15 protein-coding genes are annotated in these 14,248 nt (G+C 48.2%); 3 read left to right on the forward strand and 12 right to left on the reverse strand.

Annotation, left to right across the window (positions count from 1 at the left end):
• Nucleotides 1-9 precede the first annotated feature (9 nt).
• The 5 genes from ADS79_RS21145 to ADS79_RS21165 form a co-directional block, all read right to left on the reverse strand.
• Nucleotides 10-750: an amino acid ABC transporter ATP-binding protein gene (locus tag ADS79_RS21145; RefSeq protein ID WP_049740350.1), complete on the reverse strand. Its 741-nt coding sequence runs from the start codon at nucleotides 748-750 to the stop codon at nucleotides 10-12.
• Between the two features lie 18 nt (nucleotides 751-768).
• The gene (locus tag ADS79_RS21150) at nucleotides 769-1,434 is read right to left on the reverse strand and encodes an amino acid ABC transporter permease (protein WP_049740351.1); all 666 of its coding nucleotides are present in this window, start codon (nucleotides 1,432-1,434) and stop codon (nucleotides 769-771) included.
• An 87-nt stretch (nucleotides 1,435-1,521) separates the two neighbouring features.
• Nucleotides 1,522-2,334 carry a transporter substrate-binding domain-containing protein gene (locus ADS79_RS21155; RefSeq protein ID WP_049740352.1) on the reverse strand — a complete coding sequence of 271 codons (813 nt, stop codon included), beginning with the start codon at nucleotides 2,332-2,334 and terminating at the stop codon, nucleotides 1,522-1,524.
• A gap of 44 nt (nucleotides 2,335-2,378) precedes the next feature.
• Nucleotides 2,379-3,041, reverse strand: a complete 663-nt coding sequence (locus tag ADS79_RS21160; protein WP_049740353.1) for a 3-oxoacid CoA-transferase subunit B — start codon at nucleotides 3,039-3,041, stop codon at nucleotides 2,379-2,381.
• Nucleotides 3,041-3,706, reverse strand: a complete 666-nt coding sequence (locus ADS79_RS21165; protein WP_049740354.1) for a CoA transferase subunit A — start codon at nucleotides 3,704-3,706, stop codon at nucleotides 3,041-3,043. The genes ADS79_RS21160 and ADS79_RS21165 overlap by 1 nt, the downstream gene beginning before the upstream one ends.
• Before the next feature lie 283 nt (nucleotides 3,707-3,989).
• Between ADS79_RS21165 and ADS79_RS21170 the strand changes: the two genes are divergently transcribed.
• Complete coding sequence (locus ADS79_RS21170; protein WP_049740355.1) at nucleotides 3,990-5,417, forward strand: sigma-54 interaction domain-containing protein; 1,428 nt, start codon at nucleotides 3,990-3,992, stop codon at nucleotides 5,415-5,417.
• Between the two features lie 277 nt (nucleotides 5,418-5,694).
• Here the strand turns inward: ADS79_RS21170 and ADS79_RS21175 are convergent, their stop codons facing one another.
• Both ADS79_RS21175 and ADS79_RS21180 read right to left on the reverse strand, forming a co-directional pair.
• On the reverse strand, nucleotides 5,695-6,099 hold the full coding sequence (locus tag ADS79_RS21175; RefSeq protein ID WP_049740356.1) for a hypothetical protein: 405 nt from the start codon (nucleotides 6,097-6,099) through the stop codon (nucleotides 5,695-5,697).
• Nucleotides 6,100-6,151: 52 nt separating this feature from the next.
• Nucleotides 6,152-6,994, reverse strand: a complete 843-nt coding sequence (locus ADS79_RS21180; RefSeq protein WP_049740357.1) for a deoxyribonuclease IV — start codon at nucleotides 6,992-6,994, stop codon at nucleotides 6,152-6,154.
• A gap of 148 nt (nucleotides 6,995-7,142) precedes the next feature.
• On the opposite strand from ADS79_RS21180, the gene ADS79_RS21185 reads away from it, so the two are divergent.
• Nucleotides 7,143-7,736 (forward strand): TetR/AcrR family transcriptional regulator, encoded by a 594-nt coding sequence (locus ADS79_RS21185; RefSeq protein ID WP_049740358.1) that lies wholly within the window; start codon nucleotides 7,143-7,145, stop codon nucleotides 7,734-7,736.
• A gap of 62 nt (nucleotides 7,737-7,798) precedes the next feature.
• Nucleotides 7,799-9,040 carry an MFS transporter gene (locus ADS79_RS21190; protein ID WP_049740359.1) on the forward strand — a complete coding sequence of 414 codons (1,242 nt, stop codon included), beginning with the start codon at nucleotides 7,799-7,801 and terminating at the stop codon, nucleotides 9,038-9,040.
• A 1-nt stretch (nucleotide 9,041) separates the two neighbouring features.
• Here ADS79_RS21190 and ADS79_RS21195 read toward each other — a convergent pair whose 3' ends face one another.
• From ADS79_RS21195 to ADS79_RS21215, 5 genes are all read right to left on the reverse strand, one after another.
• Nucleotides 9,042-9,911, reverse strand: coding sequence for a universal stress protein (locus tag ADS79_RS21195; protein ID WP_049741092.1), 870 nt, complete (start codon nucleotides 9,909-9,911; stop codon nucleotides 9,042-9,044).
• 153 nt (nucleotides 9,912-10,064) lie between these two features.
• Nucleotides 10,065-11,126: an HD-GYP domain-containing protein gene (locus ADS79_RS21200; RefSeq protein ID WP_049740360.1), complete on the reverse strand. Its 1,062-nt coding sequence runs from the start codon at nucleotides 11,124-11,126 to the stop codon at nucleotides 10,065-10,067.
• Nucleotides 11,127-11,268: 142 nt separating this feature from the next.
• A complete protein-coding gene (locus tag ADS79_RS21205) occupies nucleotides 11,269-12,126 on the reverse strand; it encodes a patatin-like phospholipase family protein (RefSeq protein ID WP_049740361.1) in 858 nt (285 codons plus the stop codon).
• Nucleotides 12,127-12,247: 121 nt separating this feature from the next.
• Complete coding sequence (locus ADS79_RS21210) at nucleotides 12,248-12,559, reverse strand: hypothetical protein (protein WP_049740362.1); 312 nt, start codon at nucleotides 12,557-12,559, stop codon at nucleotides 12,248-12,250.
• A 48-nt stretch (nucleotides 12,560-12,607) separates the two neighbouring features.
• Nucleotides 12,608-14,164, reverse strand: a complete 1,557-nt coding sequence (locus tag ADS79_RS21215) for a solute symporter family protein (protein ID WP_049740363.1) — start codon at nucleotides 14,162-14,164, stop codon at nucleotides 12,608-12,610.
• Between the last annotated feature and the right edge of the window lie 84 nt (nucleotides 14,165-14,248).

Here is a 14,248-nt window from a genome sequence, read left to right on the forward strand (position 1 = left end):
TTTGTCAATCTACAAGACCCGGTTCAAAAATTCTCTCGTGCGTTCCTCTTTTGGATTGTTAAAAATCTCCTGAGGGCGGGCCATCTCCACAATCCTGCCCTGATTCATAAAGGCAACCCAGTCAGCCACTTCTTTGGCGAATCCCATCTCATGCGTAACGATGATCATCGTCATTCCTTCCTGGGCAAGCTGCTTCATCGTCTCCAGCACTTCCCCTACCAGCTCTGGATCAAGCGCTGACGTCGGTTCGTCAAACAACATGATCTCGGGCTTCATCGCAAGCGATCGCGCGATTGCCACGCGTTGCTTCTGACCACCAGAGAGGCTGGACGGATAGACATTCGACTTATCCGACAGACCTACCTTCTGCAACAGACGGAGTGCTTCCTGCTTCGTTTCTTCCTTGTCCGCCTTTTTCGCAATTAAAGGTGCCTCCATGATGTTTTCCAAAACGGTTTTGTGTGGAAACAGGTTGAAGTGCTGGAATACCATGCCCACCTTTTGACGCACTTTCGTCAAATCGTCCTTTTTCGGATCGATGCTTTTTCCTTCAATGAATATTTCTCCGCCGCTTTTTGTCTCCAGAAAATTGATGCATCGGATCAAAGTGCTCTTTCCCGATCCACTGGCTCCAATCAGGACCACGACCTCACCCTTGTTTACTTGCAAGGTAATGTCCCTCAGAACTTCTACCTGACCAAAGCTTTTCTTCATGTTTTGCACACGAATCATTTCTTGTTTGTTCTCCATCGTTTTCCCCCCAGCGCTCTACGCGTCTCCTTTTGCCAAACGCTTTTCCATCAGGTGGACAACATACGTAAATATCATGACAACCACCAGGTAGTAAAAGGCCACGATCAAAAAATACGTCATTTCATCAAAGGTTTCCGCAGACAGGCGACGTGCCAGAGAGAACAGCTCGTCCATTGCGATGAATGCTGCCAGAGACGACTCCTTAAGTGACAGAATAAACTGGTTGCCGAGTGGCGGAATGGACCGTTTCAACGCTTGTGGCAAAATGATTCGGCGCATGGTTTGGCGACCGGACATCCCCAAAGACAGCCCTGCCTCCATCTGTCCTTTATCAATTGACTGGATCGAACCCCGGAAAATCTCTGCGATGTAAGCTCCACTGTGAATCGCGAGTGCAAGGGCAGCTGACCAAAATTGACCAAGATCGATGACTTTATAAAAGCCAAAATAGAGGACAAAAATCTGTACGATAAGCGGTGTTCCGCGGATGACCATAATATAAACGTTAGCGATAATCGCAGCCACGCGGATCTTGGATACCTTCATGAGAGCGACAAATAGCCCGATAATTGATCCCACAATAACGGAAGCGATCGTCAACTCGAACGTCAGGAGCAATGGCTTCCAAAAAAACGGCAATGTACGGAAAAACTCTTCAGTCAGATGTGCAAAACTGGGCACTCGATGCCACCCCTCGCTTGTAATGGTATTCACCTGCCGTGCCTTTGTGTCCAGAGGTACGGCAGGCGATATGTGGAATGAAACAGACTATTCGTTTTTGCTGATGTCACGATTGAAATACTTTTCACTCAGCTTTGCGTAGCTACCGTCTTCATGCATTTGCTTCAACGCTTCGTTGATCTTGTTCAAAAGTTCTGTATTTCCTTTGCGTACAGCGATTCCATGCTGAACCTCGGACAGCGCTGCACCGCTTTTCTTAATCTTCAGACCTTGTTGAATGGCAATTTCTCCAACGACACTATCTGTAATCACGACATCATGCTTTCCCTGCTCCATTGCACGCAGAGCGGTTACATCACTGTCATACGTTTTAATATTATCCGTATATTCCCGAGCCATCTTTTCATGGGTTGTACCCAGAGCTACCGCCACTTCCTTGCCTTTCAACTCTTCCAGGGTAGTGATCGTGCCGTCTGGACGTGTGAACAATTGACCACCGGACAAGTAGTACGGGTCAGCGAAATCGATCTGCTGCTTCCGCTCTTCTGTAATCGCATGACTCGCAATAGCCGCATCGTAACGTCCTTCTTTTACCCCGGCGATAATTCCTGAAAAAGGAGAAGTCACTGCCTTCGGCTCAAGACCCAAGCGCTTGGCGATTTCATTGCCGATTTCAATATCAAAGCCGGTCAATTGCGCGTCTTTAAAATAGCTGAATGGCTGATATTCACCAGAAGCGGCGAAAATGAACACACCCGCCTCTTTCGTCATAGAAGAAGCTTCACCGGATGGTGCACCTGCTTGTCCCCCATTGTTGCCAGGAGCAGCTCCTTGGCTACATCCCACGAGAAGTGACATGGAGAATACTACACTTGCGATCGTTTTGATTGTTTTTTTCATTTTTATTGGCCCCCTTATTTATTTGGTAGCGTTTTCTTATTTCGCTACTCTGCCAGTTGTAAATTTTCTGAAATGTTCAAGGTCACTCCGGTATGCAAAACGACATTTTCCAAAGAATACGGGTACATGACCTCAGTCAACAGCAATCCATTCTGAGTGACTTCAATGACTGCCCGCTCTGTGATAATCAAATCGACACATCCTTTTGCAGTCAGCGGCAATGTGCATTCCTTGCGAATTTTCGGCTCGCCACTCGGATCCACATGACTCATCAGGACAATCACTTTTTTCGCGTAGTAGGCCAGTTCGGCTCCGCCACCGAAACCATGGACGCGCGATCCGGGAACAATCCAGTTTGCCAAGTCGCCTTTGCGGTTCACCTGTAAGGCTCCGATGAAAGCTACATCGAGCTTTCTCCTGCGGATCATGCCATATGCAATGGTGCTGTCGAAGTACGATGCCCCAGGCACAACAGTAACAGGCGTTCCACCCGCATTGGATATATGCTGATCTTCTTCCCCCTGCAGTGGCGTTGGACCAAGCCCGAGGATTCCATTTACCGAGTGAAACATCACGTGCCATTCATTCGGGATAAAATCTGCGACCAGCTCGGGAATCCCGATCCCCAGATTAACGGCCATTCCAGGAGCTATCTCTTTGGCTGCGCGCCTGGCGATCATGTTTCGCTGATCCATTCCTAGCCCCATTACAAGCTCCCTCCGCTGCGCGTGACGATCCAGTCTACGAAAATGCCGGGCGTCACGATCTTTTCCGGGTCCAATTCTCCTACTGGAACGATTTCCTCTACCTCAGCGATGGTGATATCAGAAGCCATGGCTACCAACGGATTCAGGTTCCTCGCTGTTTTGTCATAGATAAGATTTCCGTATGTGTCCGCTTGCTTTGCATAGACGATCCCAACCTCCGCCGTAATCGCCGGTTCAATGAGACAGGGTCTTCCCGCAACAATGACTGGCTCTCCTCCTCCCGTCCTCTCTCCTCCCATGTTCGCATCTACAATGATTCCGGGAATACCAACGCCTCCCGCACGAATCTTTTCTGCGAGAATCCCTTGTGAATAAAACGTCACTTCGAGTTCCCCGTCCATCATTTGCTGACCGGCTTCGGGATTGGAGCCGATATGCGTAGTAATCAAGTGTCTCACCCGCCTATGACTGATCAGTTTGCCGATTCCCACTTGCGGATATCCGGTATCAATCCCAATGAGCGTCAAGCTGTGTACGCCCTTCTGCAAGATCGTATCAATCAATAATGCAGGTGAACCAATCGTACCGAAGCCACCGTGCATTAGCCGGCTACCATTCTGTACATACTCTACAGCTTGTTCGCGCGTCACCAGTTTCGACAACATAGCATGCAATTCCTTATCTCTCTTAGTCTCGTGTAAGTCGCTTACGTCTCTCATCATTTTGCAAATTCTATGCCAACTCGAAAAAAGCTGAATTATGACGAATATTGTGAAAGCGGTGTCTTTTTATTGAATCGAAGTCAATTCACTTTCGAACCGAAAATAGCGAGAAATGCTTTCTTTTCGTATGAATCTATTTCGACTCACTTCTTTTTAAAATCGATTCACTATACAATCAGCAGTATGATCCTGTACAATCAGTTGAAAAATGGGGGGAGCTATTCATTTGGAGAAAGATGCGGAGATACTAGCTTTGTCCTCAATCGGTCGTTTTATTGATATTCTCAATGCGCTGGCAGACGGTATATTCATTTCTGATGCGCAAGGAACCACGTTATGGCTGAACAATGCGAGTGAAAATTTATGTGGCATACCGAAATCCGAGATTATCGGAAAAAATGTGACCGATTTAGAAGAAATGGGGATTTTTAATCCTTCTGTTACCCGACTGGTTCTGGAGTCCGGGAAGCCAACCACTACCATTCAAATGGTCAATAGCAAAGGAAAGTTTTTGGTGACCGGGCATATCATCCCTGATGAGGATGGGAAGCCCGAGTTAATTGTCGCCCATTCCCGGGATATTACCGAGGCAGCACGTGCCAGCTCGCAGTTGGAAGAAACGGTTGCATTGCTCAAGCGTTACAGCGAAGAAATCCAGCAGATGAAGTGGGAAGCTAGCCAAAGCTCTTCTCAAACCTTGATCGGGAACAGTCGGTCTTACCTCGCCCTTTTGGAGTTGATGAAAAAAGTCGCGCCCATCGATACTACCGTCTTAATTCGAGGGGAAACAGGTGTAGGAAAAAGCTATCTCGCTGAACAAATACATCAGTTGAGTGAGCGCAGCAGCGGACCGTTCATCCATGTCAACTGCAGCGCTATTCCTGAAACCTTGATCGAATCTGAGCTGTTCGGCTACCACAAGGGGGCGTTTACAGGGGCCAGCCACTCAGGAAAAATCGGCTTGGTGAAAATGGCGGATAAAGGGACGCTGTTTCTGGACGAAATAAGCGAGCTTCCCTACCACCTACAGTCAAAGCTACTGTTGCTCCTGCAAAATAAAACGTTTATGCCCATTGGCGGCACCAAAACCTATACGGCTGACATTCGAATCATAGCTGCCACCAATGCCAATCTTCAGGAGCTGGTGCGGCTGGGTAAATTCAGACATGATCTGTACTATCGCCTTAATATTTTGCCGATCCATGTACCGCCTTTGCGCGAGCGAAAAGACGATGTATTCCCGCTACTGCATCATAATTTGCAGAAATTCAACCGCAAGCATAACCAGAAAAGAAGGTTTACCTCGGAGGTCCTGGATGTTTTGCACCAATATGACTGGCCAGGAAATGTCCGCGAGCTGGAAAATTTGGTCGAGCGTATCGTTATCACGTCCAAGCTCGATGAAATTCACGTCACCGATTTGCCGGAAGAAATGCGCAGCATCCGCGAGCTCGAGGATGGCCTGCTCACACTGGGCTCTCTACCGCTGACTGATCGTATGGAAAAAATCGAAATCGAATTTATCATGCAAGCCTTGCGTATTCACAAAACGACCCGAAAAACGGCTGCTGCTCTCGGCATTACCCAGTCGCTTTTAATGCGTAGGATCAAAAAGTATGAAATCCAGCTGGACATTGAGGACGATACAATCTAACCAAGGGCTGTCAGGCGATTCATTGGTCTAAACCAGAGGAAATGAAGGTCAAAACAAAAGCCGATACTTCCCTTTTATCAAGGAAGTACCGGCTGTTTTTGTCATGGATATTTATTTCGCAGGCTCCTGCTGTGCAAACGCTTGAAGCATTCCTCTTATTTGTTCAACCATTGGCGCTGGAGCTTTCTTTGGTGAACCGTATCGAAAGGAGGCTGTGGATCGTCCTCTAGAATCAATTGGACTCCCTGGCTCAAATCGTCTAACTGTTCTCCTTGACTTACCCTTCGATTTCGGCCTTCTTCTTTTTGCCAAACCATGTGTTTGCTACCATTTCTACCGCCTGCTTAGACAATGACTGCGGCGCTTGCACTTCGTTCCCGCTCGCATCAACACTTCGGTACAAGAGAGCCTTGTCATCTGCAGGGTCAGATTTTGTTTGCAAGGTGAGCTCCCCGATTTGTCCAGCATTCACCCACTCTTCAATCATCAGCTGATATTCGCCCGGTGCAAGCTCAATATAGTCTTCCTCCGTGACATCAACAATAGCATAGCCGTCATGCTCGATTTCCGCATCGTATATATTCCCGTTTGCTGTCTCGTACAGAGCCAGCTCCTCCGGGTTGTTCAAATTCTCTTTAAGCGGAGCAAAATCCGCGATTGTCACTTTGACTCGTTTTGTCATAGGTACTCCTCCCATTGTTCACCACATCAACTCACACTGTACCACAACTGGGTCAACCCTGCCAATTACCTGCCAGCTGTTGCACATGCCTGATTTCCTCTGCATGACTGTCTTCTCCCGTTTTTGGCGTCTCCAATACAAGCGGCAAGCCTTGTAATTCAGGTGTCCGCAGAAATGCAGCAAATGCCTCATCGCCAATCATCCCCTTGCCAATCTGCGCATGACGATCTCGAAAGGAGTTTGCCGGGTAGATCGAATCGTTTACATGCACCGCACACAAGCTGGAGAAATAGTTTAAGTCACGCATTTTATCCGCGACCTGCTCCCAATTGCTCCCGTCCCATAATCCACTGGCGAAGCCGTGACATGTATCCAGGCAAAAGCCTGCCTTGTGTGGCTCGGCAAGCAGCTCGCGTACCTGTGTCAGCTCTTCAAGCGTCGTACCCATCCGACTCCCCTGCCCGGCATTGTTCTCAATAAGCAGCTTAGCCTTGCCTTCCCAGCCATCGAGAATTTCATTTACCATCTCGATCATCAGCTTGTACCCCTCGAGCACATCCGCGCCTTTATAATGACCAAAATGAACAACTACGCCGATAGCCCCGCAAGCTTCCGCGATGGCTAGATCATTTCGTACTGATTTCCTCGTTATCTGGGCAAGCTCTGGATCGATTGTACAAAGGTTTACGGGATACGCTGTATGGGCGATAGACAGCAGCTTCTTTTCCGCACAGTACAAACGACATGCTTCTGCATCCCGTGCATCGAATGCTTTCACTCCCAGGCTGCGCGGATTTTTTGGAAAGAACTGAAAGGAGCTCGCTCCAAGTCTGTACGCCGTTTTCGCTGCCTCTACATATCCGTTGCGGATACTTACATGACATCCAATCTGCATCGCTCTCTCCCTTTCCATTCTTCTATCCAGTTTCTCCACAGGCACAATTTCTCAATCGGATAGAGTAATGACACTTGCACTTCTTCACACGATCCAGTAGACTAAATCTAAACCGAACGTTCAGTCTAATAAAAGGAGTAGGCTTACCATGTCCAAACGCCGGCTTGACGGAGAGAAAACAAAGCTACATATCGCTGAAAAAGCTACCGAGTTGTTTTCCCAAAAAGGCTATTCCGCAACATCGATCGAAGACATTTGCCAGGCAACCGGAGCCAGCAAGGGAAGCCTCTACTATCATTTTAAAAACAAGGAGCAATTGTTCCTGTTCTTACTAGAAAAGCAGTATCAGGAGTTTATTGAGCTGTGGCAGCAAAAAGAGAAGGAGTACTCCACCTCGATTGAAAAGCTGTATGGACTTGGGACTTTTATCATTGACGATTTTTTGTCCCATCCATTAAAAAGAGCTGGTGAAGAGTTCTCTGGCAGCCAATTAGCTGACCCGGCCATCATGGATCAGGTAATGGAGATTCTCGGCTCCACCTATACGTTGTATATCTCCCTTTTCCAAGAGGGTATGGAAAACGGGGAGTTTGCAAAAGGTGATCCTGCTGAGCTCGCAATGATCTACGAGGGACTGTTAAACGGACTGATAAATGTCGGCTTCCAATTCGAAGAAGAGCGTCTGCATTCGCTGATGAAGCGAGGAATTGATGTCATGCTGCATGGTATTGTTGCCAGGTAGCTTTTTTTTCAAACAAAATTAGACCGAGCGTTCGGTTTAATTAAAAGGAGTGAATCAATATCATGAAAGAATTATGGGGAAACCGCATCTTTTTAACCGTTTTTATCACAGATACGCTGGAGAACATCGGGATCTGGATTCGAAATATGGCCCTGCTTTATTATGTCATGGAAATCAGCGGCAACAATCCGATCGCGGTTTCTCTCTTGACTGCGATCGAGCTTGTTCCGATCTTGCTCTTTTCTATCATCGGCGGAGCCTTGGCTGATCGCTGGAATCCGAAGCGGACAATGATCACAGGGAACCTGCTCAGCGCTTTATCCGTTTTCGTGATTGTCTTCTTGCTGTGGAAAGGACTTTGGGTTGCCGTCTTTTTTGCCACCTTTATCTCCGCAATCGTCTCTCAATTTTCCCAGCCTTCCTCCTCCAAATTGATCAAGCGTCACGTTCCTGAGGAGCATGTTGGAGTCGCCGTCTCCATTTCACAAAGCATGGGGGCAATATTCCTTCTCGCCGGTCCGATTATCGGCAGCTTTTTCTATGAACATGGGGGCATTTACCCTTCGCTCATGACGATGGCGGTGTTATTTCTCATCTCTACGCTTATCTTAACAACGCTTCCGACATCGGGAGCAAACGTACGTGAAGAGGACAGCTCCCTGTTATCCGATATCAAGGCAGGGGTTACTTACGTCAAGCAAAATCCGTCCCTGAAAGGAATTTCCATCTCTTTTGCCTGCCTCGGTCTTGGCTCCGGGCTGATCAATCCACTCGAGGTTTTTGTGGTTACAGATCGGCTCCACCTATCCAAAGAATCCATTCAATGGTTTGTCGCCCTGGAGGGACTTGGCATGCTGCTTGGCGGTATCCTGGCATCAGCGTGCCACAAGCAGCTAAACGGACGACATATCGTTACTGGAGGTTTGATTTTTTTCGCCCTCTCCGTCGTAATCGAAGCACTCTCTGTGTGGGTATACGTGACTGCAACGATGCGTTTCTTCACCGGTGTCGGCATGGCCTTTTTAGAAATCGTGATCGGGATGCGCATGATCAAGCTCGTTGATGAAGCTTATGTAGGACGCGTTAATGGAACCATCATGCCGCTTCTCGTTGGGCTGATGATGATTGGCTCTTTCCTGGCTGGACCACTTATGCAGGCGACCTCACTCATCACGGTGTTTGTCATCGCTGGCTTCATCGTCCTGTTCGCAGCCTGGAGAAGCTCACGCGTGGATTGGAATGCGACTTCTGATGAACAAAAAACAACTGCCCGCAATACGGACAGTTGTACGATTCAAGCCTAGTTTATGATGTTTTAACAATCAACAGCGGCGTTTGGGTGCGATGAATGGTTTTAAACGTTACGCTGCCGAGTAATGTACCTGCAATCCCACCCATGCCGTGATGACCAAGAACGATCAGATCGATCGCTTCTTCTTTCGCAGTCTCCCTGATCATGGTTGCCGGATCACCGATCACTACTTTGCTTTCGAATGGAATCTGCTCGGCTTCAAACAGCTCTTCGTATGGTCGAATCGTCTCGCGGCCCCAGTCTTCCAGCGTTCCTGTGTCTTCCCAGCCTACGCCGTATACGCCAGCGTACGCAACAGGAGGAGTGACTACAGTCAGCAGGTTAAAGGAGATTCCCTCTATTTCCTTGCTCATCTGGATTGCTTTTTTTGCAGCTTCTTTTGCATGCTCGGAGCCGTCTACAGTGACCAGCACCTTTTTCCATGGGAAGCGGCTTGCATCCGTTTCCTCCGAAATCAAGAAGACAGGAATCTGTACGTCGTGAATGGTTGGATAACTGACGCTCTGCAGCAAAAAGCCCGTCATTCGGCCATAGCCATGCGTCCCCATTACGATTGCAGCATGCTCTTCCTTTGCATGCTTGGCGATAACTTCATGTGGCTCGCCGAACTCGATTTCCAGCTTGTAAGGCACTTGGGCTTCTTCCACGATGGTCAGAAACTTTTTCAAATCTTCTCTCGCTTCATCCAATTGGAAATCCTCAACGCTTTTTTGTCCTAGCTTACGAACGACATTTCGGGATGGGAACGGAGGAATCGCATGCAGCAAGGTCAACTCATGCTTATCTTTGGCATAGGCCAGCGCGAAGCGGACCGCCTGAATAGACTGTGCAGAAAAATCAATCGGAACTAGAATACGGGACATACAAACACGTCCTTTCCTCTTTTCATCATGGCGAGGCTGTACTTGATTGATCAACCTTCTACCTACCCCCATTGTAGCCCAAGCCTTTTTGTTTGTATGTAGGGAATATCCCTGATGTTGGAAGAAAAAAACCCTGATAACCAATTTTGACCATTACTCCATCACGCCCGTAATGAAAATCGTAGTCTCTTCCCCAAGATCAATATCATTGATTTCATGATCATCCGACATTCGCTTATTGGCTGCCTGCTCTCGTTTGATGACGCGAACGACAGGTCGTGAAGGCAAGCCGCGATTCTGATCAATGACGATTCCAATCTCTCCTGTACTCAGCTTGAGTGAGGTTCCCGTCGGATAGAAAGCAATCGAACGCAAAAAGTGAATCACCATTTTATGGTCAAAGCGCTTCTCTGCCAAACCCATGACCCGCTCGCATGCCTCGTAAGGTGCGATGGTATCTTCTTCATCAGAAAAAGGAGAGATGAGATTGTCATAGTAGTTGCAGATTGCCACGATCTTGGCGAAGTCATGAATTTCATCCCCCGATAGTCCACGTGGTACCCCACTGCCATCTACCCATTCATGGTGCTGCAGAGGCACGTGTGCAGAGACGATACTCATCTCATGCTTTTTTCGGAGGATGTGAAAGCCAAGCCAGGTATGGTGATTGTCCATGCTATTCTTCTTGTAGGCGGGGGCTTCCTTGTCCACTGACAACTTTCCGATATCGTGCAAAATCGCACCGATTGCCAGCTCTTTTAATTGACTGGTATTGTACCCTAAGCCTACACCCATTACGGTGGCCATCATGCACACATTCAGGGAATGAATATAGAGGGCATTATCATTCGTTCTGATTTCCCCCAGGTTCAAAAGGACACGCCTGTTGCGCAAGGTTTCCTCTACAATGTTGCCAACCGACTTCTGAATCCCTCTGACATCGAGATGCTTTCCCGACTGCACACACGCGATGGCGCCAGATAAATTGCGGATTGCATCTTTTCGCGTCGCTTCGGTCACGACCTCTTCCTCTTTGATCTCATCGAGAAACGGGTCTTTGATACTGAGCATACTTACACCAAATCGACGCAATTTATTAATCATTCCAACCGTTAGCTGAACACCGGTTTGCAGCAGCGTCAAGCCTTCACTGGAATAAATGCTACGAGCCAATACATCGCCTGGCTCCACCTGTTCTAAGCTCACATATTTCATGGGGTCTTCCTCCTGAATCTATCTCCCCTGATGTTATTTCCCCATCTTAGCACTTGAAAAACATCTTTCGTAGTTCTTTTTGTTCATGCAAAAAAGCACCCTTCTGACAGGTGCTTTTCCTGTGACTCCTGACTTTCAACACTCACCCATCCCCGTTCTGTTTCAGCCATGTCTGCAGACGCACATAACTGGATTGTGCATCCTCGTAGCCTTGGTTGTAATAATGAAGCAGCTTTTCCTGACGTCTTTCAAATCCACGAATAAATGATCCCTCAGGAGGAGCAATCACGAAGGCTTTCCCCTCCCGCTGCAGCTGTCGCACCTGCTCCAGCGCTTCAATAAACATGCGAAAATGTCGGATCAATGCCTGCTGGAGCTGATTGCATCCGGTAAAGAAGCGCTCCACTCGCCAAAGATTACGTACAATCCAGCCAGGTGCACTCGACGACGTCAGGATGACAATGTTGCGTTGATTTCCATCGAGCAGCGACTTTTGCAGCGGCACAGGATGGGTAATTCCCCCGTCCCATAGCTCTCGCCCGTTAATGACAACCTTGGATGAAACAAAAGGCAGACTACACGAGGCTCGGATGACGTGGAATAAATTATCGCATTCCTCTTTCCCGAAAAAAACTGCCTCCCCTGTGGCACAGTCGGTTGCTACGACGACAAACTGTTCAGTCGCCTCGCGAAAACGTTCAAATGCAAACGGCTCCAGCTTGTGTGGAATCTCGTCAAAAATGAAATCCATACCGAATAAGGGCTTGCTGGAAAATAAATGGGCGAGATTAAAATACCGTGGATCATGGATGTACTTCGTGTGCATGATCTTACCCAATCCGTGTTGTCTCGCCAAATAGGCGGCACCGTTACATGCTCCTGCGGACACTGCAATGACGTACGGAATGTATAAATCCTGCTCCATAAAATAGTCGAGAACCCCAGCGGTGTAAATCCCTCTCATACCTCCGCCCTGCAAAACAAGACCGACTTTTTCCATACCCATCACCTGTTCAGTAGAGGTTATGGCTAGTATGAGTGGATCAAGTTCGCTTCATGCGACAGGATTGCCTGCAATTGCAACCAACAACAAAAAACGACCCGATGCGCGGGCCGCCTGCTTACTCATCCTTTTTCATCACGCTGTACTGATCACGCACCATCGATACGTCTTCGCCTTGCTGAGTCAGCTCCAGCTTGTGAAGAATATCCGCTAACACCGAAGCAAAAACCAGCGTCAATTCTCCTGTATGGACAGGAGTTCGATAATAATGCCCGATCATTTCATAGCCTTTTCGCGTATACGGGTCCGTGTCTTCCTCTTCCAGTGCCTCACATAACTCAGCAATCAGATCATTGAGGGCCACTCGAGTCGTCTCATACACGTCCAGCTGAGCAGCTAATACGGAATCGGTCTCTTTGTTTACACCCAACGACTTCCCCTCCTTCCTTTTACGTAGGGTGGAGCAGGAAATGCTTCTTTATGCACGTTTGCGCTCTGCTTGCGAGCTATACGGAGTCTTAACACCAGTCATGGCCTGGAACAGCACACGCTCATAATGTGCATCTGCCCCATGCTCTGGATGGTCGAAAAGTGTTCCGATAACTGCCCCCAGAAAGCCTAGCGGGATCGAAACAAGACCTGGATTGGCTAGTGGAAATATCGGCTCCTTTAGAATCGGTCCATTATTTGGGTCCATCACCGTCGGACCGAGCATGACCAGTACAACCGATGCAACAAGCCCTGTCAGAACGCCACTGATTGCTCCACGAAATGTAAATCGGCGCCAATACAAGGTGAACAAGATGAGCGGCAGGTTAGCTGATGCTGCAACAGCAAACGTAAGACCGACCAGGCTTGCCACGTTCATTTTTTCGGCGCTGATCGCCAGCCAGATCGAGATCAACCCTACAGCAATCGAAGAAAATTTGGCAATCATGACCTGTTCCTTCTCAGAGGCCATCCCCCTGCGTATGAGATGACTGTACACATCATGGGCAAAAGCAGAAGACGCAGACAAGACCAAGCCTGTAACCACAGCAAGAATCGTGGCAAAAGCAACCGCGGCTATGTAGGCCATCAGAAATTCTCCGCCCAAAGCATCTGCCAGTAGCGTGACGGTTAAATTCCCACCGAAGCCAACATTTTTCAATGCTTCATAACCGACAAAAGCACTTGCACCGAAGCCTAAAAAAACCGTCATCAAATAAAATGCACCGATGACCCACGTCGCTGTGTAGATCGAGTATCGCGTCGTCACCGCATCCTTTACCGTAAACAGGCGGGAAATGATGTGTGGCAGCCCTGCTGTTCCCAAAATAAGCGCCAGATTCAAAGAAATGGTTTCCAATGGATGATTTAGCTGATTGCCAGGCTGCAGAAACTGTTCTTTTAAAGGGGTAGCCGTGCTGACATGCAAGAACATCTCTGAAAAGCTCCAGTGAAAACGGGCAAAGACGATCAGACTGAGCACAAGCGTTCCAGTCAACAGCAAAATCGCCTTGATGATCTGTACCCACGAGGTTGCAACCATTCCGCCAAACACAACATAAAATGTCATCAGGCTTCCAACCAGCATGACCGCTGTGTCGTACTCGATTCCAAGCAAATAGTAGATCAGTGCTCCGGCTCCAACCAGCTGTGCCAGCATGTAAAAAATCGTGATTAATAAAGTCGTTAAAGCGACCACACCGCGCAGCCACAGGCTGTCAAAACGAACAGCAATCGCATCTGCCAGGGTATAGCGGCCAAGATTATGCAGCGGCTCTGCCACAAGGAATAAGATAATCAAATAAGAGACAAAAAAGCCGATAGCGTACACAAACCCGTCAAAGCCGTAGACAGCAATCGTCCCCGCAATCCCTAAAAACGAAGCAGCACTCATATAGTCGCCAGCGATTGCAATCCCATTTTGCAGCCCTGTCAGACGATTCCCCGCCGCATAAAAATCTCTTGTCGTTCCCGTTTGCTTGGCAGCGGAATACGTAATTGCCATGGTTCCAATAATCACAGCAAGGAAAAAAATGATTGTCGTCACGAGCAGCTCTTCCTCCTCGTTCAAATAAGAAATCTCAGCGATGCCTAGCTTTTAGGCGACGTAAGAGCAAAGCAACCATCCGTT

Source organism: Brevibacillus reuszeri (assembly GCF_001187725.1).
Taxonomy (GTDB): Bacteria; Bacillota; Bacilli; order Brevibacillales; family Brevibacillaceae; genus Brevibacillus; species Brevibacillus reuszeri.